This window comes from Pseudomonas sp. LB1P83 (assembly GCF_054897885.1).
In genome coordinates, this window is record NZ_CM142709.1 from 485,582 (window position 1) to 510,873 (window position 25,292).

The window sequence follows — 25,292 nt, forward strand, 5'->3', positions numbered from 1 at the left end:
GTGCGTGCTCCACCATACGCAGCCTTTGTTAAGTAAATAAGTCGACTGGCGCGAGGCTTCGCACCAATCGAGTGCGGTGCGCCGGCCCATTCGGACGGCCGTCTCAAGTTGTTAAAAAACTTTAAAGAGTTCGTTGACTCTCCCCTTAAGGGCAGAGTTTAAATTTCCGCCGCGTGAGAAGTTGCTGTGGGAATAGTTACTTCTCACATACGGAATTCATGAAGCATTCACGATATAGGGAGATAGAGATGAACAATCCATTGGAGTTGGAAAACGTCATTGCCAGCACCCGCGAGATCCTCGCGCAACTGTTGGTGATGAGCGCTGATGATATCGATGAGAACAGCAGCATCGTCGAGGACCTCGGCGCCGATTCGCTGGACATCGTCGACCTGAGCTTTCAACTCGGTCGTCAATATGGCTGCACTTTGCCCAAAACCAGCGTGCTGGATCACGCCGTTGCGGTCTGCGGCGACGCCAGCGAGTTCCTGGCCAACGGTCGCATTACCGAGAACGGCAAGGCCCTGCTTGAACAGAGCCTGAGCGCCTACTCCCCGGATCAACTCAAGGCCGGTATGCAACCGGCGCTGGTATTTGCCGCCACCACCGTACGCAACTGGGCGCAACAGTGCCGCAATCTCTTCAATTATCTGCCGCAAAGCTGCCCCGATTGCGGCGCTCATCAAGCCGTGCTTAACGAACGTCAGCAAGTGGTCTGCGGCGCTTGCAGTGCACGGCTGGTGCCGGCCGATGGCGACGAGGTCTCGCGCCGCCTGGTGGAGCAATTTGTGGCCACTCACGCCCAAGAGACGGTGTAGGAGTTCTCATGCGGACACGAGAAGTCTATGTGACCGGGTTCGGTCTGGTGGCGCCCATGGCGCTGGACGCCGCCACGTTGTTCGAGCGGATCTGCCAGAAGCAGTCCTGTGTTCGCGAACATCCACGGTTCAAGGCGCTGGGTTTCAATAACAGCGCGGCCGGGTTTATCGACGACGGCCAGTGGCAGCAGATCGCCGCCGGTTTCGGCGGCAATGCCGCGCTGCATCCGCGGCAGAGCGTGCTGGCCGAATTTGTCGCCCGACAAGCCTTGCAGCACGCAGGTCTTACCCCGACAGCCTTTGCTCACAGCCGCAGCGGATTGTTTCTGGGGGCCAACAAGTACTGCGCGGACAGTCACGATCTGCATCGGGCCAGTCGCTGCATGGATGAAGCCGGGCGTGTCGATCTGGATCAACTGCTGGATAACCCGGCGCCATCGAGCGCGGTCTTCGGGCGCCGGGTCGATCAGCAGACTTTGCACCTGGCCGAGACGCTCGGTATCCGCGATCACATTTCGACTCATTCCGATGCCTGCGCCGCCGGCACCATGGCAATCGGCAGCGCCTACCGGGCGATCGAGCGTGGCGAAATCGACCTGGCCATTTGCGGCGCCGTCGAACTGATGGCCAACGAGTTGCCGTATTACATGTTCAACAGCCTCGGCGCGCTGTGCCAGGCCGACCTGCCGGCCAGCGAGCAGAGTCGACCGTTCATGCCGGACCGCTGCGGTTTCGTGATCAGCGAGGGCTCGGCCATGGTCATTCTCGAATCTGCCGAGCATGCCCAACGTCGCAAAGCCACCCCGTTGGGGCGAGTGCTGGGCTACGCGAATGTGTGTGAGGCACAAAAAATGACCTCCAGCAGCAGGGATGGCAGCAAATACGAGGAATGCATGGAAGCTGCAATCGAAGACGCCGGGCTGCTCAGCAGCGCCGTGCAACACGTCAACACCCACGGCACGTCCACCCAGGCCAACGACAGCTGCGAGGCTTTGGCCTTGCAGCGGGTGTTCGGCGAGTGCCAGGAACACGTGACGTTCACCGCCAACAAATCGGCCATCGGTCATTCCCTGGCGGGCAGTGGCGCGATTGAAGCGGTGCTGTCGCTGATCAGCCTGAGGGATGGCGTGCTGTTGCCGACCCTGAACTACGATCACGACCGCGCCGAATACCCCTCACTGAAATTTCTCAGCGAGCCGATGCGCCAGTCGATCAACGTGGTGATGTCCAACTCGTTCGGTTTCGGCGGCGTCAACAGCTCGCTGGTCCTGGGGAGGGCATGACATGAGCATTGCCGTTTACATCCATTCGGCGGCCGTATTGAACGCCGCCGGCAGCGAATGTGCCGACCTGCTTGGGTCGCCGCCCTCGCCGCAACCGTTGGCATTCGACGCGACGCGACGGGCGTATGCGCTGCCGACACCGCGCCTGGCCAGCGATCTGTTCGACCGCAAGATCCAGCGCAGCGTTGAACCACAAGGCTTGCGCCTGTTGCATTGCGTGGCACGCCTGGCCCCCGCGCTGGCGGCCCTGCAACTACCACCGGCACGGATTGCCCTGACGTCGGCCATTCCTGAGGTCGACGCGCCAAGCCCATGCTGGGATGCGGTGCAAGCGATCGGCGAGCAACCGCAAAAGCCTTTGGCGCAACTGTTGGCCAACACCCCGCCGCTGCATGCGTTGACGCTGCTCAACAGCAGCGTAATGGCCTACGTGGCCGAAGCGTTGCAATGCCACGGACCGATGGGCGGGTTCTGTTCCCAGGACAACGCCGGGCTCGATGCCCTGATTGAAGCCTGCCAGCAAATTGTCGAGCAACGCGCCGACGCCGCGTTGGTGGTCAGCAGCAGTCCGAACCTGACGCCGGCCCTGTATCTGCGTGAGCCCCATCAGGCAGGCGAGGCGATGTATGGCGAGGGTGCCGCCGCGCTGCTGCTCGGCTTGGCGCCATCGCCCAACACCCCGCACGCCTTGCGCATCGCCGGTTTCGCCCGGGGTTACAGCGCTGATCCACTACGTGGCGCAGCGGTTGCCCGGCGGGTCATCGACCAGGCGTTGAGCCTGGAAAAACTGTGCCTCGGTGACGTCGAGCAGATCGTGGCCAATCCCGAGGATGCGCAATTGATGAGCCTGTTCGCCGAACACCCACGGGACGTTCGCAGCGCCCGGGCCATGACCGGCGATCTTGGCGCCAGCGCCTTGCTGACCGAGATCGCGCTGATCTTGCACCACTCTCAAAACGCCTCAGCGACACCAGGCTACATGCTGTTTGTCAGCCATAGCCGCGCCGGTCATTGGGGCGCCTTGCTGCTGGCCAGTGAAACCATGGAGAAGCACGCATGAGTGCGACACGGATTGTGATTACCGGCATGGGCGCCGTTACCGGGTTTGGTTTCGAATGGCAGACCCTCTGGGAAAAAATGCTCGGCGCCGAACATTGTGTACGTCCATGGCAGCCCGACGGGGTGGACGACGGCACGTTCCCGGTGCGCTACGCCGCGGCCGTGGATATGACCCTGTTGCCCGAGGCCTTGAAAGACCATCCGGCCTGGACCGTTGACCTGGAAAAACGCAGCCGCTTTGGCTGGGTGGCCGCCACCCAAGCGGTGAAAGACAGCGGACTCGCGCCTGAGCAGCTGCGTGAAGCCGCCGTGCTCTGCGCCTCGGGCGCGCCCCAACACATGCTGGCCGACATGCTGCTGACCCAGGCACCGGATGGCCACGCCCCGGGCTGGCAACACCTGATGCCCCGTGCCGGTCAGGTCAATGCCGAGGGCTCGCTGCGCCAGAGCAATGATCGACTGGCGCGGGTGATTGCCGACGGATTGAGCTGCGAAGGGCCTGTGATCAATATCAGCAGCGCGTGCGCCGGAGCCTCCCAGGCCATCGGCAACGCCTTCCAGATGATTCGTCGCGGTGAAGTGAACGTGGCGATTGCCGGTGGCGCCGATTCGGTGCTGAACCTCGACACCATGGCTGCGCTGTACCTGCTCGGAGCGGCATCGAGCGAACAGCGCTGGGGTGTCGATGTGTGCCGGCCGTTCGACCGTGATCGCAGTGGCCTGATTGCCGGCGAGGGCGGTGGTTTCGTGGTGCTGGAAAGCCTTGAACACGCGCTGGCGCGAGGGGCGACACCCTATGCCGAAGTGCTCGGCTTTGGCAGCAGCCTGGACGCCTACAAAGTCACCGCCCCGCAACCCGAAGGCCGGGGCGCGGCGCTGGCGATGCAAGCTGCGCTGGACGACGCCGGCCTGCGTGCGCAACAAATCGATCTGATCAACGCCCACGGCACTTCGACGCCGCTTAATGACGTCGCGGAAACCCTGGCGATCAAAAGTGTGTTTGCCGAGCACAAGCACTATCGGTCCCTGGCCGTCAGCGCCAACAAGTCGCAGTTCGGGCACCTGATTGCGGCCGCTGGCGCGCCCGAATGCATGGTCACGGCGCTGGCCTGCCTGAACGATCTGGTCACGCCGACCGTGAACCTGCATGACGTCGATGAGCAGTGCGACCTGGACTATTGCGCCGGGCAAGCGGTCAATCGCCGAGTGGATTTTGCCCTGAGCAACTCCTTCGGTTTTGGCGGGCTCAACACCTCGCTGGCCCTTGGCAAATATCGGGAGCACTCACAATGACTGGCGCAACCTTGCGTGTTGCGATCGCTGGCAGCGGTTGCGTATTACCCAGCGGCTGGGGCGTGCAGCGCTTCTGGTCAGCGGCCAGTGAAGCCCGCAGCGGCATCGCTTTGCTGCAGTCGAAACTGTTCCACAGTGAGCGCGTGACGGCCTTCGGGCATGTCAGTGATGAAGACCATCAAACCAGTCGCCAGGACGTCGCCCAGAACCTCCAGCGCTACTGCCCGCCGGCCGTGATCTGGGGTGTCAGCGCGGTGCGCCAGGCCCTGGCCGAAGCCGGGCTTGAACCGGGTAACGACGGGCTGCGCTACGGCCTCTATTGCTGCCAGGGCGGTTATACCCATCCGTCGTTGGCGGCCTATGGCGAGTTGCTCCACGAGTGTCGCGATGAGTCCGGCGCCGACATGCGGCGCCTCGCTCAACGAGTGTTGCAGGAGCGCGCGCTCGACCCGTTCCTGGTGCTCAAAAGTCTGAGCAACGGCTTGCTCGGGATTGTCAGCCTGGCGCTGAAACTGGAGTGCGAATGCAACGCTTACATGCAAGGCGTGGCCGGCAATCTGGCGGCATTGCGCGAGGCGTGCGCGGCGTTGCAAAGCGGTCGCATCGATGCGGCGATTGTGGTCGGCGCCGGCAGTGAACTCGATCCGTTAGCACTGGCCGCACTGGCCGAGGCTGGCGTGATCAGCACCGACGGCTCTCAAACCTTGCGTGCATTCGATCGCCAAGGCACGGGCGGGATTGCCGGCGAAGGGGCGGCGGCGTTGATTTTGCGCCGGGCCGACGATCTACCAAGCGGGCCGCAGACCTGCCTGGCTGGACTCTCCGCCCATCCGCGCCTGGGATCGTTGAACCTGCCAGACAAGCAGGTCGATCTGCTGGTCAGCAGCGCCAGCGGCGATCCGCACAAGGACGCCGACCTGGCCCGCACGCTGGCCCGTGCCGGTGCCACCCACATCACCAGTGGCGTACCGGTGACCGGCATTCTCAGCGGCGCGCCGAGCCTGGTCGACTTGATCCTGGCCCGCAACGCACTGCATGCCCAGCGCGTGCCACCGATCATCGGACTGCAGCAGTCGGTGGATCCGTACCTGCCGTTTGTGGGCGGCAAGGGACGGGACGCGGTGCTGCATGACTGCCTCATCATCAACCGCGACGACAACGGTTTCAGCGCTTGTTACCAACTCGATTATCAAGCGACCGGCCAGCCGTTTTGAACGCAATGAATCGCTTCTATTTTTCTGATCATGGGATATGACTGTCATGGATTACCGCGATTACGTACGACCGAAATTCGTTGAACTGATGCAGGCTCTGGGCCTGGAGTGCCAGTTCCACCGGGCGCTGGGCAGCAAGCTGTTTTACCGCGACAAACAGGGCGCCGAGGTCACCGTCACCGACTTTCTCGGCGGTTATGGCGCTGCGTTGTTTGGCCACAATGACCCGCAGTTCGTCGATCAACTCTGCGGCCTGTTGCGCGCCGATGTGCCGTTCAATGCGCAGATGTCCGTGCGTGGCGCGGCCGGTCTGCTGGGGCGCGAACTCAGCGAGGCGTTCAACCGTGAGCTGAACAACAGCGAGCGTTACATTTCGACCTTCTCCAACAGTGGCGCCGAGTCGGTGGAAATCGCCGTCAAGCATGCCGAATACCGCCGCCAGAAAACCTTGCAGAAGCAGTTCGACGAACGGGATTTCGCCCTGGCCAATTTGACCGCCAGCGACAAGGCCTATGTTGAACTGGACGTCGACGACCTCGATCTGCCCGCCGGGTTGTTGCCGGACAATCTGTCTTACGTGACCGTTCGCCAAGTGGTGGAAGCGGTGCGTCAACACAACCTTGCGCAGTTGCATGTCGAGCCGGTATTCGTCGCCCTGCGCGGCAGCTTCCACGGCAAGTTGGTGAACACCGTCCAGCTGACTTACGGCAAACAGTACCGCCAGCCGTTCGCCCGATTTGGTCTCAACGTCGAGTTCATCGACCCGCAACAACCCCAACAACTCCAGGATTTGCCGGCCCGTCACACACGGCATTGGCTGAGCCTGGAGTGGAGCGGCGAAACCTTGCAGGTGCGTCGTGAAGCGTTCAGTGCGATCACTGCGGTGCTGATGGAGCCGATCCAGGGCGAGGGCGGCATCAACGAGTTCGCCAGCGAGTTCTACCTGGGCCTGCGTCGCCTGTGCAACGAGCAGCAATGCCCGCTGATCATCGACGAAGTGCAATCGGGTTTCGGTCGCACCGGCACTTTGCTCGGCGCCAGCCATTTCAACTTGCAGGGCGATTACTACTGCCTGTCCAAAGCGCTGGGTGGTGGCCTGATGAAAATTGCCGCGACGGTCATCCGCGCCAGCCACTACGAAACAGATTTCAGCTACATCCACAGCTCGACCTTCGCCGAAGACGATGCCTCGTGCCATATCGCCCTGTCGGCGTTGCGCCGCTTGTTCGAGAACGACAGCGCGATGCTCAAGGACGTGAACAAAAAAGGCGAATACCTCAAGTCCTCGTTGCTTGAACTCAAAGCCGCGTACCCGGACGTGATCGCCGATGTGCGCGGTCGCGGGTTGTTGCTGGGGTTCGAACTGCACGACCTGACCGGCACCAGTTCGCTGGTCCAGGCGTCGGCGCAGTACAACGATGCGCTGGGTTACATCATCGCCGGCTACCTGCTGCAATTCGAGTCGCTGCGGGTCGCGCCGTCGGGCAGCAACGCCAACGTGATTCGCCTGGAGCCGCCGGTGTGCATCACCTTCGAGGAAATCGACGGCTTGATCGGCTCGTTGCAAAAGGTCTGCGACATGCTGCGTCGCCGCGATGCCTTCCCGCTGGCGGCCGGGGTGTGCGCCGACAGCATCCGCGAAGTGCCGGCACGCGAGGTGAGCTTCAAGGAGCCTGAAAACCTCCCAAAGCCTGATGAGAGCGTTCGCGTGGTGGCGCGCGTGGCGTTCATCAATCACCTGATCGATTCGGACATGCTCAGTGATGTCGACCCGTCGCTGTCCACCCTCAGCGCCGAACAGAAACGCGAGTTCATCAAACGCATGGCCCCGGAGCGGCGTGCCGCGCCGATCGGCCCAGTGCTGATTCGCTCGAAACTCGGCACCGCCGTGGAGTTCACCCTGTACCCGTTGTGCATGGACTCCGATGCCATGGCCGCGTACATCGCCAGTGGTGACCTGGACACCATCCGCGACGAAGTCGGCAATCGCATCCGTGATGCCCGGGCCGATGGCTACAGCGTGGCCGGCCTGGGCATGTACACCTCGATCGTCACCAACAACTGTCAGGCGCTGAAGATTCCCGACATGGCGCTGACCTCGGGCAACGCGCTGACCATCGGCATGGGCCTGGAAGCGATCGAGCAGGGCTGCAAGCAGCAAGGCCTGGAACTGAGCCAACAGACCGCTGCGGTGGTTGGTGCGGCGGGCAACATTGCCTCGACTTACGCCTCGCTGCTGTCCACCAGTGTCGAACACCTGATCCTTATCGGCAGCGGTCGCGACGGCTCCCTGCGGCGTCTGGAGAAGACCGCCCAGCTGATTTATGCCGAGGCCGCCCGCGCGATTCTCAAAGGTGTCGCCGAGCACGATCGCCTCGCCAGCCGCTTGCAGAAACTCGACGGCATCGACGCGTTGTTGCAGGCCCACGGTGCCGGCGCCGACCTCGGTCAGCGGGTGCAGCGCCTGGTCGAAGAGCACTTGGGTGCGAATGCATTCATCACTGTCAGCAATGACCTCGATGTGCTGAAACAGGCGCGCATCGTGCTCTGTGCAGCGAACGCGCCCCAGCCGTTTCTCGGTGCCGAACATTTCGCCGAAAACAGCGTGATCTGCGACATCGCGGTGCCGCTTAACGTCGATCAGAACCTCTCCAGCCAACGGCCCGACGTGCTGTACATGCATGGCGGAATTGTCCAGACCCCGCTGGGCGATGGCCTGGTCCGCAACGTGCGCGCCTACCTCAAGCAAGGTCAGTTGTATGCCTGCATGGCGGAGTCGGTGTTGATGGGTTTGTCCGGAATGAAACAGCACTACTCCTACGGCGATATCAGCCGCGAGCAGGTGCAGCAGATTCGTGCCCTGGCCGCGACCCACGGCTTCAGCCTCGCGCAGTTCAAAACTGACAACTCACTCTAAGGAACGGTCATGCCGAATAAAGTAGCAGTGGTGACCGGTGGCAGTCGTGGCATCGGCCGGGCGATCGTCCTGGCCCTGGCCGGCGCGGGTTATCAAATTGCATTCAGTTATGTGCGCGACGAAGTTGCCGCTATGTCGTTGCGTGATGAGGTGCAGGCATTGGGCCTTGAGTGCCTGGCGCTGCAATGCGATGTCAGCAGCGGCGACAGCATCAAGGGCTTTTTCGAACGCGTCGACCAGCATTTCCAGCGCGTCGATCTGCTGGTCAACAACGCCGGCATCACCCGTGACGGGTTGCTGGCGACGATGCCGAGCCGCGACATCATCGAGGTGATCCAGACCAACCTGATCGGCACCTTGCTCTGCTGTCAGCAGGTGGTGCCGTCCATGATGCGCCAGCGCAGCGGGTGCATCGTCAACATCAGTTCGGTGGCCGCGCAGAAGCCCGGCAAAGGTCAAAGCAACTACGCCGCGGCAAAGGGCGGCGTCGAAGCGCTGACCCGTGCTCTGGCGGTGGAGCTGGCGCCGCGCAACATTCGGGTGAATGCGGTGGCCCCGGGCATCGTCAACACGGAAATGAGCACGGCGCTGATCGGCACACAGGAACAGGAAATCCAGTCGCGGTTACTGATCAAGCGTTACGCCGAACCCCATGAAATTGCCGAGGCGGTGCTGTACATCGCCGATCGCGGTTTGTACCTGACGGGTGAGGTCCTGCCGGTCAACGGCGGGTTGAAAATGCCATGAGCCGGACCATTCTGATTACCGGTGCCGCCAAGGGTATCGGCCGCGCGGTGGCAGAGAATTTTGCCGCCGACGCCGGGAACCGCTTGATCCTGCTGGACCTGGATTTGCCGGAACTGCAACGCTGGGTCGACGAGCAACACGGGCAGATCAAGGCCCGGGTCGAAACCCATGCGGCCAACATTGCCGACCTGCCAGGCATGGAAGCGTTCTTCAAGATGCTGGCCAAACAAGTGGATTACGTCGATGTGCTGGTCAACAGCGCCGGTATCTGCAACGAGAATGAGCCGGAAGATTTACACAACTGGCACAAGGTGATTTCGGTCAACCTCAACGGTACGTTCTACGTCACTTCGTTGTGCTTGCCGTTGATGCCGGATCGCGGACGGATCATCAACATGTCGTCGATTCTCGGCCGCGCCGGCAAGGTCCGCAACACCGCGTACTGCGCTTCCAAACACGGCATCGTCGGTATGACCAAGGCCTTGGCGATGGACCTGGCGCCACGGCTGATCACCGTCAACGCGATTCTGCCCGCGTGGATCGATACGCCCATGCTGCAAGGTGAACTGGCAGCGCAAGCGGCGATTGCCGGGCTGACCCAGGAACAGATCCTGCGCAACGCCAAGAAGAAGCTGCCGATGCGCCGTTTCATTCAAAGCGAAGAAGTCGCGGCGATGGTGCGTTACCTGGCCAGCCCCGAAGCGGGCGGGGTAACCGCCCAGAGCCTGGTGATCGACGGCGGTGTCGGGTTGGGAATGTAGCCATGCCGGGATCACACATCAACCGCGCCGCGTGGGCGGTACTGGCGTGCATGGCCGCGCCGCCGGTGTTGGCTGAATTGACGGTCGAGGACTTCAAGCCGGATTACGCCGACGCCGAAGTCGGCGTGGCCACCGCGTTGCGCTTGCACGGTGACGACCAGGTCACCCAGAAGGCCGTGTATTTCAAAGCCAATCTGGAAGACAACTGGGACGGCGGCTACTACAAGGCCAAGGGCCGGGTGCGTTACGACGCCCGCTACGACGGCAACAATCCGTACAGCGAACGGGCGCGGGACAAATACCGCTTCGACGCCGACTGGCGGCATTTGTACTGGGGCCAGTCGGTGGGCGACGGCGAGGTGACCATCGGCTGGCAGCAAGTGGTCTGGGGCCGTGCCGATGAGTTGCGGGTGCTCGATCAGGTCAACCCGGTGGACTATCGCGATGGCCTGACTCCGCTGCTGGAAGACAGCCGGATCGCGGTGCCCATGGTGCGATTTGCGCAACCGGTGGGCGAGTGGGAACTGGAGGCACTGTGGGTCACCGACTTTGTGAAAAACCAGCCGCCGGTGGCGGGCAGCGAGTTCGACGCGCCGCTGTTTGCCGTGCCGGACCCGCAGTACTTTTTGCTGGATTCCAAGCCCGGTTACGACGGTGACAAGGGCTACTCGTATGGCTTGAGCGCCAACGGCCGGATCGGTTCGGTGGACACCAGTTTCGTCGCACTGAACGCCCGCCAGAAAGACCCGGTGTACGCCGTCGAAGGCCTGGCCGATGACGGTCGCACTCGGCTGGAGCGTCAGTTTCCCCGTTACACCATGGGCGGCGCAGGGCTGGCGATTGACGCTGGTCACAGCATCGTGGTGCGCAGCGAAATTGCCTGGTTCGACAATTGGCGGGTGACCAATCCGACCCGTGCCTACGGCGCCGACAGCACCTCGATGGTCAAGTCGTTGCTGGGCGTCGACTACCTGCTGCGCGACTGGCTGATTTCCCTGCAATGGCAGGAGCAGCAATTGCTCGATTGGCAGGAGGGCATGCTGCAAGAAAAGCGCGAGCACCTGTTCACCCTGTCGGCCGAAGGCACCCATTGGCAGGACCGACTCAAGAGCCGGCTGGTGGTCGCCGCTTCGCCACCGTTTAACGACGATGCGCTGTTGCAAGGCATCTTCACCTACAAACCGGTGGACTGGATCAAGCTCGGGCTGGAAGTGGATGTGTTCTTCGGCAAGCCCGACAAACCCTTCGGCGAGTACGACAACCGCGATCAAGTGCGGCTGTCCGCCGGTTACCTGTTTTAACCCCATGACGCCTGCGTGCCCCTGGCGCATTGGCTCGACTGTACTTATCTGACGAAAAGGGAAGTTCCCATGTTGCCGCTATTCAAAACGCTGACCGCTGCCGCGCTGATCCTGAGCGGCGCTTGCGCCACCGCCGCCGACGGCAAGAATGCCGACGAAATCATCCGCCAGGTGCGTGATCGCAATGACGGTAAAAGCTTCATGTCCCAGGTGTCGTTGATCCTCCACGACAAGAAGGGCAATACCCGGGTTCGTGAGTTCACCTACTTGCAAAAGGATTACCCGGACAGCGACAAATTCAGCATGTATTTTTCCGCCCCCACCGACGTGCGCGACGTGGCCTTTCATATCGAAAACCCCCACGAAACCCTGGGCCTGGAGGACAGCCAGTGGATGTACTTGCCGGTCAGCCGCCAGACGCGGCGGATCTCCACCACCGACAAGCGCGGCTCGTTCATGGGCAGCGAGTACTCCTACGCCGACCTGGACAAGATCCGGGTCAAGGATTACTCCCAGACGCTGGTCGGCGAAGAGCAGATCAAGGGCCGCGACTGCTACGTGATCGAGCGTGAACCGGCGTCGCCCGAGGTGCTGGCCAAGACCGGCTACAACAAACTGAAAGTGTGGATCGACAAGCAGAATTTCCTGGTCATGCGCCAGGACTTCTTCGACGTCAAAGGCGTGCTGGTCAAGCAGATGCGTACTCAGAAGGTCGACACCATCGACTCGATCGACAGCATCGTGCTGAGCGAAACCGAACACTTCATCGACGGCACACGCTCAGAGATGCGCTTCAACCACCTGCAATACAACGTGCAACTGGAAGACCGTTTGTTCACCCAGACCGCGATCAAGCGCGGGCTGAAAACCGGCGACGTGCCGGACTTTGCCGTGTCTGCCCGCTAAGCGCCGACCCTGACGACTCTGGAACGCATGCTCATGGAAAGATACCTGAACTTCGTCGAGCGCTATGCGCGGGCGATCGTTTTCCTGCTGGTGGCGGTCACGGCGTATTTCACCTATACGCTGGGCGCGCTGATCTCCGACACCAACCCTTATCTGCTCAAGGAAACCCATCCGGCGCGCAAGACCATCATCGACCTGCAAAGCGAGTTCACCGGCACGTTTGACTCGGTGATGGTGGCCATCAACCACCCGCAGACGGTGTTCAACAAGCCGACCCTCAACGCACTGTTTTCGATGTCGCAATCGGTGCGCAAGATGATCCTGGCCAACGACGCCGACAAGGAACAGTTGGCGCAAATCGTCGCCAGGTATCCGGACGACAGTCGTGCGCAGTTGTTGGCGCGGGACATTCTGGAGAACGGTTTTTCCCAGAACGACTACGGTCAGGCCAAGGCCCTGCGTGATTACGCCCAGAGCCAGAACTGGGATGCCCATGATCAGCTGTTCCTGAGCTTTCTCGCCGAGCGAATAAACCCGATCCGCGAGATGGCGTCCATGGGCGACCTGGAAAACATCGTGCTGACCGGCGATGGCGAGTTGCTGATCCACAAGACCCTCAACGCCTACGACATGGACCCGGCGCTGGTCGAGTCGCAGATCATGGGCAACGAGCTGATGGTCGACGGGGTGGTTTCCAAGGACAAGAAAGTCGCGATGCTGGTGGCCGAACTGGGTACCAAGCAAGACGATGCCCAGGCGCAACTGCGCGCCTACCAGATCGTGCGTGGCATCGTCGCGGACTATCAGGCGGCGCACCCCGAGTTCAAGGACGAGATTTTCATTGCCGGTATGCCGATCTTCATCGCGGCCCAGCAGGAGATCATCGACCATGACTTGGCGGTGCTGTTTCCGATTGTCTTTCTGCTGATCACCCTGCTGTTGATTTTCTTTTTCCGCAAACCGCTGGGCGTGCTGTTGCCGCTGTTCAACATTCTGTTCTGTACCATCTGGACGCTGGGCCTGATGGCCTTGTTGCGAGTGCCCTTCGACTTGCTGACCAGCGTACTGCCGGTGTTTCTGTTCACCATTTGCTGCTCGGATGCGATCCATGTGATGGCCGAGTATTACGAACAGAAAAACGCCGGTAAAAGTAACCGCGAGGCTAATCGCGAGACGCAACGGCTGATGGTGGTGCCGGTGGTGTTGACGACGGTGACCACCATTGCCACCTTCATGATTTCCACCACCAACAACATTGTCAGCATCCGCAATTTCGGCGTCTTCATGTCCATCGGCTTGACGGCGGCGCTGATTATTTCACTGTTGCTGATTCCGGCCTGGATCTCGATCTGGGGTAAGGATCAAACCCCGAAAACCCTGGCGGCGGTGCACAAGGAATCGATCATCTCGCGCTATCTGGTAGCGTTTTGTGCGCGACTGATTCAGTGGCGCAAGCCGATCCTGATCGTGACCCTGCCGTTGCTGGCCCTGATGACGGTGTTCACCTTCCGTGTCGATATCGAAGACTCGGGCATTGCCTACTTCAAACCCGAGAGTCATATCCGCGTATCGGACCAATTCATCAACCAGGCCAAGGTCGCGGGCACTGCACCGGGCTGGATCGCCATCGACAGCAAAGAGCCACGCGGCGTGCTGACCACGGAGGTGGTGCAGTTCATCGACAAGCTTGACCACTTCATCAAGCAGCAGCCGCACGTCAGTTACGGCTACTCCCTGGCCACCTACGTCAAGCGCATGAACCTGGTGCTCAACGACATGAACCCCGACTACTTGCGCGTGCCCCAGGCGCTGGAGCAGGTGACGTCGGTCAATGACGAGGGACAGGTCGAGCGGTTTGAAGTGGCGGGTAATTCGCTGATCGAGCAACACGTGATGCTGTTCGAGAACGGCGGCGGCTCGGACCTCAATAACGTGCTCAATGCCGACTATTCCAAGGCGCTGACGCTGTACACCATGACGTCGTCGGTGGCCAGCGACTACCAGGGCATGCTGGATCGGCTCGATGCCTGGTTGCTGGTGAACAAACCGGCCAACCTCGAAGTGACGCACGCCGGCACGCCGTTGATCTGGACCGGTGTGTTGCAGGAAATCACCCAGGGTCAGGTCCTGAGTTTTTCACTGGCATTGGTGGTGGTCACGCTGATGATGATGTATTGGCTCAAGTCGGTACGGCTCGGCGTTCTCGGCATGCTCACCTTGTTGACCACTTCGGTGACGGTCTATGGCTTTATGTTCCTGTTCGGCATCGAACTGAACATCGGCACGACGCTGGTGACGTTCCTGGTGGTCGGCGTGGTCGATTATGCGGTGCACCTGCTATCACGGATCAAACTGCTGGTGGAGCAAGGGATTCATATCGATGCAGCCATTTTGCAGGCGATGCACAGCGTCGGCCGTTCGACTGTGGTCAACGTGGTGATTTTCTCCGTGGGCTTCATGGCGCTGCTGTTTTCCGACTTCAAGCCGATTGTCGATCTGGGTGCGCTGGTGGCGATGGCGCTGTTTTCCAGCGGTGTCATGACCATTCTGCTGGTGACGCTGGTGTCGCCGTGGTTCTTCGCGGCGATTGTTCCGGTCGCGCCGGTGCCGGGACAAGATCGATCCGTGGGAAAACCCGCCTTGAGCTGACCTGACGACCGGCACCGCAGGCGCCCAGGTGGCCTGCGAGCCGGTTTATCCAGCGCAGCAGGGTCTTCAGTTCAGCGTATTGCTTGGGTTTTTTTCGCCATAGCGGGCGATGCGCTCGAACTGACATTCCTCTCGGGCATCGTTGAGGTTGTTTTCGAATTCTTCGAGGCCGTCGTGCAATTGCTTGAGAGCGCCGATCTGGGAGACCAGCTCGGCCTTTTTTTCGGCGATCGCTTTTTGCGCCATGTCCCACGGGAATTCATCACCGTGGTAGTTGTTCAACATCACCTGCAGCTCTTTGAGCTTGAAACCCAGTTGCTGGGCGCACTTGATGAACGTCAATACCTCGACACTCTGCTGGCTGTAGATACGGTATTTGCCTTCACGCTTGGGCTCGGGCAACAGGCCGATTTCTTCGTAATGGCGAATGCTTTTGACTGTGGTGCCCGACAGCTGGGCGGCTTTGCCAATATACATAAAGATCCGTCTCGATGATCAAACAGGGCGTAGCGCGACCAGGCCTCAAGCCTGATCGGGGGGAATAATATAGTGAATAACATTCAAAGGTTGCAGCTGTGCGTAAATGACGCGCACAACCGACGAACGACCGTTGAAGGGGCCGTGGGGAGGCTGACGACGTCGAGCGCGTCGCCAGCAAACAACGAGGGGTACGTCAGCTGCCGGCGGTGACCCGGGCCTGTTCCAGCCAGGCGTCGCGCTGGGTCGACTTGGAACCCAGGATCGGCCCGAAAGTCAGGGTCTTCAACGGCTTGATGCCGCAGAACTCCAGGGTCGTCTTGCGCATCTGGTGCAGGCCGGGCATGCGATAAACCCATTTGTAATACCAGGGCGGCGTGTCCATGGTCACTAGCAGATGCGCGGTCCGACCCTTGAGCAGTTTGTCGGGGAAGGCCTTGCCCTCCCGGTATTTGAAGGCAAAACCGGGCAGGAAAATGCGGTCGAGAAAGCCTTTCATCAAGGCCGGTATCCCGCCCCACCAGATCGGATAAACGAACGTCAGGTGTTCGGCCCAGGTGATATCGGCCTGGGCTTGCAACAGGTCCGGCTCCAGCGGCTGAATCGTGTGATAGCCCTCATGCAAGATCGGATCGAAGTCCAGCGCATCCAGACGCAGCAGACGCACGTCATGACCGGCATCTTTGGCGGCCTGGACGTATGTTTCGCTCAGCGCCCCGCAGAAGCTGTCGGTGGAGGGGTGACCCAGAATCACGAGCATTCGTTTGCTCATCGCGTGTACTCCTGAAATGAAGCCCGCAGCATAGAGTCTGCCCCTAACGGTAGAGTCAAGGCGTTCTCGGCGTCAGCGCCTCCAGCAAGGCCCGGGCGTAGCCGGGCAGGCTGTCGAAGTCCCGAGCACAGATTTTCAGTGTGCGGTTGGCCCAGTCTTCGGGAAGGGAGCGGGTCGTGACCACTTGCACCTGCGGCCAGCGCTCGATGGCCATCCGCGGCACGATGGCCAGCCCTGCGCCGCGAGCGACCATGCGAATGACCCCGTCGAAGCCGTCGGCGCGAATGCGGATCGGCATGCGCTGGCCAATGTGCAAGGCCTGTTCTTCCAAGTGGATCGCCAATGCACTGCTGGCGCCCAGCGCCACATAGTCATGGCTCAAGGTGTCGGCGAAGGTCAGTGACGGCTGTTCGGCCAAGGGATGGTCAGAAGGCAGGATCAGCACCAGCGGGTCATCGCGAAACGGCCGGGTTTGCAGGTCATCGGTGTCCACCGCGTCGGAGACGATCCCGAGGTCTGCCGCCCCCTGACGCAATGCATGAGTGATGCGCGCGCTTGGAAACTCTTGCAGGTCGATGTCGAGATTCGGATGCTCGCATAAAAAATCGGCGAGCAACTCTGGCAAGTATTCGGTGATCGCGGTGGTGTTGCACAGCAACCGCACCTGACCTTTGACGCCCTTGGCGTATTCGGCCAGGTCCTGTTGCATGCGCTCGGCTTGTTGTAGCAGGGCCCGGGCGTGTTTCGCCAGGGCTTTGCCTGCCGGTGTCGGCGTGACACCGCGACGACCGCGGTCCAGGAAGTCGATGCCTAGCGAGGCTTCCATGGCGCGGATTCGTGCACTCGCGGCTGCCAGGGATAAATGGCTGCGGGCGGCGCCGGCGGTGATGTTGCCGGTGTCGAGGATGTTCAGGTAGAGGCGCAGGTCCGTCAGGTCGAAGTGCATCGGTACAGCCTCAGGAGGTGTGTTGTCTGGGCGGACGCCTTCGCGGGCAAGCCTCGCTCCTACGGGTTTTGATGACATCCGGATGAGTACCGTAAACCCGTAGGAGCGAGGCTTGCCCGCGAAGGCGCCAGTCGCATCGATACATTCTTCAGCCTCCGCCAAAACAAGAGGCAATCTCAGTATATGGCAGATTTTCAATCGGCCGATCCAGGCTCACGATAGCCCCATGAATACTCTCGCCGCGTTCTATCAAAACCTCGGTCTCACCCTTTCCTTGCTGGTGATCGCCACATTCCTGCTGGCCGGCATGATCAAAGGCGTCATCGGCCTCGGACTACCCACCATCGCCATGGGCCTGCTCGGTCTGGCTATGGCGCCGTCGCAGGCAGCGGCGCTGTTGATCATTCCGGCAACCCTTACCAATGTCTGGCAATTGGCATTCGGTGGGCATTTGCTCAACTTGATCAAGCGGTTGTGGCCGATGCTCCTGGCGATCTTCATCGGCACCGGGGCGGGCACGCTGTGGGTCGGCATGGCCGGAGGGCATTGGGTGGTGCGGGCGTTGGGAGGGGCGCTGTTGCTTTACGCACTGAGCGGTTTATTCCTGCCGACCTTGCGCGTCAAAGGTCGAACCGAGCGCTGGCTCGGTCCGCTGTGCGGTGTGCTGACAGGCGTTATCACATCAGCCACCGGCGTCTTCGTGATTCCGGCGGTGCCGTACCTGCAAGCATTGGGCTTGAGCAAAGATGAACTGGTACAGGCGCTGGGCCTGTCATTCACCGTCTCGACCCTCGCCCTGGCCGCCGGCCTGTTGTGGCGCGGCGCCCTCGGCGGTGGTGAGTTAAGTGCGTCGTTACTGGCGTTGATCCCGGCAGTGCTTGGCATGCTGCTGGGGCAATGGCTTCGTCAGCGGATCAGCGCCGTGCTGTTCAAGCGCGTGTTCTTCATCGGACTCGGCGTGCTTGGCGGCCACTTGCTGATCAGCGGGTAGCGGAAGACGGGCTCAGCATCTCGATGGCGCGGATATCAAAATCCTGCTCCAGGTATTCCATACGCATGTCACGGAACTGCTGCATGTGCGGCAGGTTCGAGTGCACGTCGAGATGTTCCTGGGACTGCCAGATCTCGTAGAAGATAAACAGCGTCGGGTCCTGTTTGTCCCGCAGCATGTGGTACTCGATGCAGCCGGGCTCGGCGCGACTCGCTTCTACATAGCCGCTGAAAAACGCTTCGAAGGCGTCAGATTTTTCCGGGCGGGTCTTGGCGTGCAGGATGAAGCCTTGCATTTCACTCATCAGAAATCTCCTCAAGTTCAGAATCGGCGCAAGTCTATTGCAACAATCGCGTGTCGATTCGTGCGTATTGGTCAAATGAATTTTGCGAATTCAACGCTTATTCCGCGCGAGGCAGGTCGTTACTCTGCCGCCATCGAATTCCAACTTTCCGAGATCTCCCATGAAAAAAGTCCTGTTGCTCAATGGCGGCAAAAAGTTCGCCCACTCCGATGGCCGCTACAACACCACCCTGCATGAAGCCGCGCTGAGCGTGCTGGATCGTGGCGGCGTGGATGTGAAAGCCACTTTTATCGACGAGGGTTACGACGTTGCTGAAGAAGTCGCCAAATTCCTCTGGGCCGACGTGATCATCTATCAGATGCCCGGCTGGTGGATGGGGGCGCCGTGGACCGTGAAGAAGTACATCGACGAAGTGTTCACCGAAGGTCACGGCAGCCTCTACGCCAGTGATGGCCGCACCCGTTCCGACGCCTCGCAAAAGTACGGCAGCGGTGGATTGGTGCACGGCAAGCAATACATGTTGTCGTTGACCTGGAACGCGCCGCAGCAAGCCTTCGACGACCCGACCGACTTCTTCGAAGGCAAGGGCGTGGACGCGGTGTATTTCCCGTTTCACAAGGCCAATGAATTCCTCGGCATGACCGGTTTGCCAACTTTCCTGGCGGTCGATGTGATGAAGCGTCCGAATATCGAGGGTGATGTGGCGCGTTATGAACAGCACCTGACCGAGGTGTTCGGCCTCAAGGCGTGAGCTCGGTTACTATCGATACCTGAAGCCAGAACCTGTAGGAGCCAAGACTTGCCGGCGAAGGCGTTTTAGTGGACGCCTTCGCCGGCAAGCCTGGCTCCTACAGAGGCCGGCGCTGAATTATCGATAAGGGACGCCTGTGAAAGCCAGATCCGATGAGTTGCAGATTTTCGTCTGCGTGATTGAGTGCGGGTCGATCTCCGCTGCGGCCGAACAGGTCGGGCAGACGCCTTCGGCGGTCAGCCGCACGCTGTCTCGGCTGGAGGCCAAGCTCGATACCACGCTGATCAACCGCACCACGCGGCGCATGGACCTGACGGAGGAGGGCAAGTACTTCTTCGAACACGCCAAGCTGATTCTCGATCAGATGGACGAGCTCGAAGAACGCCTGACCTCACGTCAGCAAACCCCGTCCGGGCGCCTGCGGATCAACGCCGCCTCGCCGTTCATGCTGCATGCCATCGTGCCGTACATCGACGAGTTCCGCCGCCTCTACCCGGACATCCAGCTCGAACTCAACAGCAACGACCTGATCATCGACCTGCTCGAACAAAGCACCGACATCGCCATCCGCATCGGCACACTGGCCGACTCGACCCTGCACGCACGCTCGCTGGGTTGCAGCCCGCTGCACATCGTCGCCAGCCCGGCGTACCTTGAGCAACACGGCACGCCGACGGCGGTTGCGGACCTGACCGGGCATGCGTTGCTGGGTTTTACCCAGAACGAAGGCCTCAACCAATGGCCGCTGCGTTACGTTCACGGTGATCGTTGGCCGATTCAGGCGTCGATCAGCGCTTCCAGCGGCGAGACGATCCGGCATCTGGCGCTGGAAGGCCAGGGCATTGCCTGTCTGTCGCACTTCATGACGATCGACGACATTCGTGCCGGGCGATTGAAGGTACTGCTGGCGGAATTCAATAGCGGTTATCGCCAGCCGATCAACGCGGTGTACTACCGCAACTCGCAACTTGCCCTACGGATTCAGTGCTTCCTGGACTTTATCCAAGGCAAATTGGCGGCTTATGCGAATGCGGACTTCAAAGGCTGATTCGTGACTCCTGCGCAAGAGTGATTTGGGTCTGCGGGTCTGTTTCGCCACGGGACGGTCCTCGATACTCAATGCATCACTTATTCACGCAGGGAGTTTCTCCATGAACGTATTCATTACCGGCGCCGCTGGTTTCATCGGCGGCTCCATCGCCACCGGTCTCGTCCGTGCGGGCCACCAGGTTACCGGCCTGGTGCGCAACGCCGATCAAGCCACTGAACTGAGTGCACTGGGCATCACTCCGGTGATCGGCACTCTTGACGACAGCGCACTATTGGCCGAACAGGCCCACGCTGCCGATGCCGTGATCAACGCCGCCAGCAGCGACCATCGCGGCGCGGTGGAAGCTTTGCTCAATGCCTTGCGCGGCGCCAACAAAGTCTTCCTGCACACCAGCGGTTCGAGCATCGTCGGCGATGCGTCGGGCGGCAAATCCAGCGACGTTATCTACTTTGAAGACAACCTGCCGGAGCCGACCGTCGACAAGGCTGCCCGCGTGGCCATCGACAACCTGATCCTCGCAGCGGCGAAGGACGGCGTGAACTCAGCCGTCATCTGCAACACCCTGATTTACGGCCACAGCCTGGGCGTCAATCGCGACAGCGTGCAGCTGCCGCGCTTGCTGAAACAGGCGCGTAAAAGCGGCGTGGTGCGCCATGTCGGTACGGGGCAGAACATCTGGTCCAACGTACACATCGAAGACGTGGTGTCCCTGTATCTGCTGGCGCTGACCAAAAACGTACCGGGCACGTTCTACTTCGTCGAAAGCGGTGAGGCGTCGTTCATCGACATGACCACTGCCATGGCTGAAGCCCTGAAACTCGGCCAGGCGCAAGACTGGCCGTTGAAGGACGCAGAAGCCGAATGGGGTTATGAAATGGCCAACTATGGCCTGGGCTCCAACAGCCGGGTTCGCGGCAAGCATGCGCGTGAGTTGCTGGGCTGGGCGCCGAAGCGGACGTCGGTGGTTGAATGGATTCGTGACGAGATGGTTTGAGTTCGCCTTAAACCGCGTCATCGTTCTTCGCGGGCAAGCCTCGCTCCTACAGTTTTTTGAGTCGTTCACGGGATTAGCGAGCGACGCAAAATCTGTAGGAGCGAGGCTTGCCCGCGAATGCATTTGCGAAGTCCCAACAACTGGCCGGGCTGCCCTCAATTCCGTAACATCCGCTCCCTCTCCCCTGTTGTGTCCGATCCTCCATGAAACCAAAACGTCTGCGCGCCGATGTCCTGGCCGGACTCACCACGTCTTTCGCCCTGCTTCCCGAATGCATTGCCTTCGCGCTGGTGGCTCACCTCAATCCGCTGATGGGGCTTTACGGCGCTTTCATCATTTGCACACTGACCGCGCTGTTCGGCGGGCGACCGGGCATGGTGTCCGGTGCGGCCGGTTCGATGGCGGTGGTGATCGTCGCGCTGGTGGTGCAGCACGGTGTTCAGTATCTGCTCGCGACCGTGCTGCTCGGTGGTTTGATCATGCTGGCGTTCGGGTTGCTGAGGCTGGGCAAACTGGTGCGGATGGTGCCGCACCCGGTGATGCTCGGCTTCGTCAACGGCCTGGCGATCATCATTGCGCTGGCCCAACTCGAACACTTCAAGGATGGCGAAACCTGGCTCAGCGGCACGCTGTTGTACATGATGACCGGGTTGGTGGTGCTGACGATGGCGATCGTTTATCTGCTACCGCGCCTGACGCGTGCCGTGCCGCCGGCGCTAGTGGCGATCCTGAGTGTCGGGCTGGCGGTTTTCCTGCTCGGTCTGCCGACGCGCACCTTGGGCGACATGGCGCACATCGCCGGCGGCTTGCCGACGTTTGCGCTGCCAGACATTCCGTGGAGTCTGGACACCCTGCACATCATTGCCCCCTACGCGATATTGATGGCGCTCGTTGGACTGCTGGAAACCCTGCTGACCCTGAACCTCACCGACGAGATCACCGAGAGCCGTGGCTTCCCGGATCGCGAGTGTGTGGCGTTGGGCGCGGCCAACATGGTCTCCGGCGTGTTTGGTGGCATGGGTGGCTGCGCGATGATCGGCCAGACGGTTATCAACCTCAGTTCCGGTGGTCGTGGGCGGTTGTCCGGTGTGGTGGCCGGGGTGCTGATTCTGCTGTTCATCCTGTTTTTGTCGCCGCTGATCGAGCGCATCCCGTTGGCCGCACTGGTCGGCGTGATGTTCGTGGTGTCGCAGCAGACGTTCGCTTGGGCTTCGTTACGGGTGGTGAACAAGGTGCCGCTGAACGATGTATTAGTGATCGTTGCGGTCACGGTCATCACGGTGTTCACCGATCTGGCCACCGCCGTGCTGTGCGGGATCATCATTGCGGCGCTCAACTTCGCCTGGCAGCAGGCCCGCGAGCTGTACGCCGACGCTCATATCGAGGCCGATGGCAGCAAGCTCTATCACCTGCATGGCACGCTGTTCTTTGCCTCGACCACGCCTTTTCTCAATCAGTTCGATCCTGCCAGCGACCCGCCTGTCGTGACCATCGACTGCCGCCATTTGAGCTTCGTCGACTATTCGGCCATCGCCGCGCTCAAGACGCTGCGTGAGCGCTACGCCAAGGCCGGCAAGCATTTGCGCGTGCTGCACTTGTCCGAGCGTTGCAAGAAATTGCTCAAGCGTGCATGTGTGAATCACGACTGATGATTAACGCAGGCGCGATGTAAATCCGCCTGCCTGATTTTCATATCCACCGACCTCGCATACCCCTGTGCGACATTCCTTATCCCTCTACGAAAATTACTTTCACCTCGTTTGAGTTTCACCTCTCGAAATGTTTTAAGAGTTTCACAAAACTTTCGACGTGACCCTTTCGAGGAGTACCGCATGTCCCTGTCCTTCGGCTATTGGCTGCTGGTATATGCCGCCATCGCCATCATTGCGCTGATCGTTCTGATCGCCCGTTACCGACTCAATCCCTTCATCGTGATCACCCTGGTGTCCATCGGCCTGGCGCTGCTCGCCGGCATGCCGCCGTCCGGTGTGGTCGGCGCGTACGAGGCGGGGGTCGGCAAAACCCTGGGGCACATCGCGCTGGTGGTGGCGCTGGGCACGATGCTCGGCAAGATGATGGCCGAGTCTGGCGGTGCCGAGCAGGTGGCGCGGACCTTGATCGACCGGTTCGGCGAGAAGAACGCGCACTGGGCCATGGTGTGCATCGCGTTTCTGGTCGGGCTGCCGCTGTTCTTCGAGGTCGGTTTTGTATTGCTGGTGCCGATCGCCTTTACCGTGGCGCGCCGCGTTGGCGTGTCGATCCTGATGGTCGGCTTGCCGATGGTGGCCGGGCTCTCGGTGGTGCATGCCCTGGTGCCGCCGCACCCGGCGGCGATGCTGGCGGTGCAGGTGTATCAGGCGTCGGTGGGGCAGACCTTGCTTTATGCAATTCTGATCGGCATTCCGACCGCGATCATCTCAGGTCCCTTGTACGCCAAGTTCATCGTGCCGCGCATTCAACTGCCGGCGGAAAACCCGCTGGAGCGGCAGTTCCTCGACCGCGAACCGCGTGACAGCCTGCCGGGGTTCGGCATCACCATGGCGACCATTCTGTTGCCGGTGGTGCTGATGCTGATCGGCGGCTGGGCCAACCTGATCTCCACGCCGGGCAGCGGTTTCAACCAGTTCTTGTTGTTCATCGGCAACTCGGTGATCGCCTTGCTGTTGGCGACCTTGCTGAGTTTCTGGACCCTCGGTATTGCCCAGGGCTTCAACCGCGAATCGATCCTCAAGTTCACCAACGAATGCCTGGCACCAACCGCCAGCATCACCTTGCTGGTCGGCGCCGGCGGTGGTTTGAACCGGATCCTGGTGGACGCCGGGGTCACCGATCAGATCGTCAGTCTGGCCCACGAATTTCACCTGTCGCCGCTGCTCATGGGCTGGCTGTTCGCCGCGTTGATGCGCATCGCCACGGGTTCGGCGACGGTGGCGATGACCACCGCGTCGGGCATCGTCGCCCCGGTGGCCATTGGTCTGGGTTATCCGCATCCGGAGCTGCTGGTGCTGGCGACGGGCGCGGGGTCGGTTATCTTTTCCCACGTCAACGACGGCGGCTTCTGGTTGATCAAGGAATACTTCAACATGACCGTTGCCCAGACCTTCAAGACCTGGACCGTGCTCGAGACCATTATTTCGGTGGTGGCTTTCGCGCTGACCGTGGGTCTTTCCTACCTGATTTAACCGGAGCCGCCTGCCATGGACATCCTCTATCAGATCCGCGCCCGCCAGGATTCCTTCAGCGCCGGTGAAGGACGCATCGCGCGGCTGATGCTCGACGACGTAGGCTTTGCCTCCGCCGCCAGCCTCGATGAGCTGGCGCAGCGAGCGGAAGTCAGCACCGCCACGCTGTCGCGGTTTGCCCGCACGGTGGGTTGTCGCGACTTGCGCGATCTGCGCCTGCAACTGGCCCAGGCCAGCGGTGTCGGCAGCCGTTTCCTTGACCCGGCGGGCACGCCTGACCAGTCGGCGTTTTACGGGCAGATCGTCGGCGATATCGAGTCGACCTTGCGTCAGCACCTCTCGGCGTTCGACGAGTCGCGTTTCACCGATGCGGTGAAACTGCTGGGCAAGGCGCGGATGATTCATGCATTCGGCATGGGCGGTTGCTCGACCTTGTGCAGCGATGAACTGCAAGTGCGGCTGGTGCGCTTCGGCTACCCGATTGCGGCATGCCACGACCCGGTGATGATGCGCGTCACCGCCGCCAGCCTCGATGCCGAACGCGCCGTGATTGCCTGCTCGCTGACCGGCATCACCCCCGAACTCATCGAAGCCGTCGAACTGGCCCGCAATTACGGTGCACGGATTATCGCCATCACCAAGGCCGATTCGCCGCTGGCGCAATTGGCGGATGTGCTGCTGCCGCTGCAAGGCGTCGAGACCTCGTTCATCTACAAACCCACGGCGGCGCGCTACGGCATGCTGCTGGCCATCGACGTGCTTGCCACCGAGCTGGCGCTGGCCAATCCTGAAGACAATCAAGAACGTCTGCGGCGGATCAAACTCGCCCTCGACGATTACCGCGGTGGCGACGATCACTTGCCGCTGGGAGACTGA

Annotated in this window: 22 protein-coding genes; 18 read left to right on the forward strand and 4 right to left on the reverse strand. The window is 61.0% G+C overall.

The genetic code is table 11. The features are described from left to right. Positions 1–248 precede the first annotated feature (248 nt). The 11 genes from ACYZTY_RS02130 (at position 249) to ACYZTY_RS02180 (ending at position 14,948) form a co-directional block, all read left to right on the forward strand. The gene (locus ACYZTY_RS02130; RefSeq protein ID WP_461957112.1) at positions 249–818 is read left to right on the forward strand and encodes an acyl carrier protein; all 570 of its coding nucleotides are present in this window, start codon (positions 249–251) and stop codon (positions 816–818) included. An 8-nt stretch (positions 819–826) separates the two neighbouring features. Continuing rightward, a complete protein-coding gene (locus ACYZTY_RS02135; protein WP_461957113.1) occupies positions 827–2,101 on the forward strand; it encodes a beta-ketoacyl-[acyl-carrier-protein] synthase family protein in 1,275 nt (424 codons plus the stop codon). Position 2,102: 1 nt separating this feature from the next. Further along, entirely contained in the window at positions 2,103–3,161 is a 1,059-nt protein-coding gene (locus ACYZTY_RS02140) for a beta-ketoacyl synthase (protein WP_461957114.1), read from the forward strand. Next, a complete protein-coding gene (locus ACYZTY_RS02145; RefSeq protein ID WP_461957115.1) occupies positions 3,158–4,453 on the forward strand; it encodes a beta-ketoacyl-[acyl-carrier-protein] synthase family protein in 1,296 nt (431 codons plus the stop codon). Before ACYZTY_RS02140 ends, ACYZTY_RS02145 begins: the two co-directional genes overlap by 4 nt. Then, positions 4,450–5,667, forward strand: coding sequence for a beta-ketoacyl synthase N-terminal-like domain-containing protein (locus tag ACYZTY_RS02150; RefSeq protein ID WP_461957116.1), 1,218 nt, complete (start codon positions 4,450–4,452; stop codon positions 5,665–5,667). The genes ACYZTY_RS02145 and ACYZTY_RS02150 overlap by 4 nt, the downstream gene beginning before the upstream one ends. Positions 5,668–5,713: 46 nt before the next feature. Beyond that, positions 5,714–8,584, forward strand: coding sequence for an aminotransferase class III-fold pyridoxal phosphate-dependent enzyme (locus tag ACYZTY_RS02155; RefSeq protein ID WP_461959236.1), 2,871 nt, complete (start codon positions 5,714–5,716; stop codon positions 8,582–8,584). A 9-nt stretch (positions 8,585–8,593) separates the two neighbouring features. Next, positions 8,594–9,331 (forward strand): 3-oxoacyl-ACP reductase family protein, encoded by a 738-nt coding sequence (locus tag ACYZTY_RS02160; protein WP_461957117.1) that lies wholly within the window; start codon positions 8,594–8,596, stop codon positions 9,329–9,331. Continuing rightward, complete coding sequence (locus ACYZTY_RS02165; protein WP_461957118.1) at positions 9,328–10,092, forward strand: SDR family NAD(P)-dependent oxidoreductase; 765 nt, start codon at positions 9,328–9,330, stop codon at positions 10,090–10,092. Before ACYZTY_RS02160 ends, ACYZTY_RS02165 begins: the two co-directional genes overlap by 4 nt. A gap of 2 nt (positions 10,093–10,094) precedes the next feature. Beyond that, entirely contained in the window at positions 10,095–11,393 is a 1,299-nt protein-coding gene (locus tag ACYZTY_RS02170; protein ID WP_461957119.1) for a DUF1302 domain-containing protein, read from the forward strand. Between the two features lie 69 nt (positions 11,394–11,462). Beyond that, positions 11,463–12,299: an outer membrane lipoprotein-sorting protein gene (locus tag ACYZTY_RS02175; RefSeq protein WP_461957120.1), complete on the forward strand. Its 837-nt coding sequence runs from the start codon at positions 11,463–11,465 to the stop codon at positions 12,297–12,299. 33 nt (positions 12,300–12,332) lie between these two features. Beyond that, a complete protein-coding gene (locus ACYZTY_RS02180; protein ID WP_461957121.1) occupies positions 12,333–14,948 on the forward strand; it encodes an efflux RND transporter permease subunit in 2,616 nt (871 codons plus the stop codon). A 66-nt stretch (positions 14,949–15,014) separates the two neighbouring features. On the opposite strand, the gene ACYZTY_RS02185 is transcribed toward ACYZTY_RS02180, so the two are convergent. The 3 genes from ACYZTY_RS02185 to ACYZTY_RS02195 all read right to left on the reverse strand — a co-directional run bounded on the left by ACYZTY_RS02185 (position 15,015) and on the right by ACYZTY_RS02195 (position 17,143). Next, positions 15,015–15,425: a MerR family transcriptional regulator gene (locus ACYZTY_RS02185; RefSeq protein ID WP_461957122.1), complete on the reverse strand. Its 411-nt coding sequence runs from the start codon at positions 15,423–15,425 to the stop codon at positions 15,015–15,017. A gap of 196 nt (positions 15,426–15,621) precedes the next feature. Then, a complete protein-coding gene (locus ACYZTY_RS02190; RefSeq protein ID WP_461957123.1) occupies positions 15,622–16,197 on the reverse strand; it encodes an NAD(P)H-dependent oxidoreductase in 576 nt (191 codons plus the stop codon). Positions 16,198–16,252: 55 nt separating this feature from the next. Then, a complete protein-coding gene (locus ACYZTY_RS02195) occupies positions 16,253–17,143 on the reverse strand; it encodes a LysR family transcriptional regulator (RefSeq protein ID WP_461957124.1) in 891 nt (296 codons plus the stop codon). Positions 17,144–17,369: 226 nt separating this feature from the next. On the opposite strand from ACYZTY_RS02195, the gene ACYZTY_RS02200 reads away from it, so the two are divergent. Continuing rightward, complete coding sequence (locus tag ACYZTY_RS02200; protein ID WP_461957125.1) at positions 17,370–18,134, forward strand: sulfite exporter TauE/SafE family protein; 765 nt, start codon at positions 17,370–17,372, stop codon at positions 18,132–18,134. Here the strand turns inward: ACYZTY_RS02200 and ACYZTY_RS02205 are convergent. Next, positions 18,124–18,438 carry a putative quinol monooxygenase gene (locus ACYZTY_RS02205; protein ID WP_461957126.1) on the reverse strand — a complete coding sequence of 105 codons (315 nt, stop codon included), beginning with the start codon at positions 18,436–18,438 and terminating at the stop codon, positions 18,124–18,126. The genes ACYZTY_RS02200 and ACYZTY_RS02205 overlap by 11 nt on opposite strands. 160 nt (positions 18,439–18,598) lie before the next feature. Here ACYZTY_RS02205 and ACYZTY_RS02210 point away from each other — a divergent pair, with 160 nt between their 5' ends. From ACYZTY_RS02210 to ACYZTY_RS02235, 6 genes are all read left to right on the forward strand, one after another. After that, the gene (locus tag ACYZTY_RS02210; protein WP_131060844.1) at positions 18,599–19,189 is read left to right on the forward strand and encodes an NADPH:quinone oxidoreductase MdaB; all 591 of its coding nucleotides are present in this window, start codon (positions 18,599–18,601) and stop codon (positions 19,187–19,189) included. A 136-nt stretch (positions 19,190–19,325) separates the two neighbouring features. Beyond that, positions 19,326–20,237 (forward strand): LysR substrate-binding domain-containing protein, encoded by a 912-nt coding sequence (locus ACYZTY_RS02215; RefSeq protein ID WP_461957127.1) that lies wholly within the window; start codon positions 19,326–19,328, stop codon positions 20,235–20,237. A gap of 103 nt (positions 20,238–20,340) precedes the next feature. Continuing rightward, a complete protein-coding gene (locus tag ACYZTY_RS02220) occupies positions 20,341–21,234 on the forward strand; it encodes an NAD-dependent epimerase/dehydratase family protein (protein WP_461957128.1) in 894 nt (297 codons plus the stop codon). Positions 21,235–21,437: 203 nt separating this feature from the next. Continuing rightward, entirely contained in the window at positions 21,438–22,883 is a 1,446-nt protein-coding gene (locus ACYZTY_RS02225) for a SulP family inorganic anion transporter (protein ID WP_461957129.1), read from the forward strand. Between the two features lie 183 nt (positions 22,884–23,066). Next, positions 23,067–24,416 (forward strand): GntT/GntP/DsdX family permease, encoded by a 1,350-nt coding sequence (locus ACYZTY_RS02230; protein ID WP_461957130.1) that lies wholly within the window; start codon positions 23,067–23,069, stop codon positions 24,414–24,416. A gap of 15 nt (positions 24,417–24,431) precedes the next feature. After that, positions 24,432–25,292: a MurR/RpiR family transcriptional regulator gene (locus ACYZTY_RS02235; protein WP_461957131.1), complete on the forward strand. Its 861-nt coding sequence runs from the start codon at positions 24,432–24,434 to the stop codon at positions 25,290–25,292.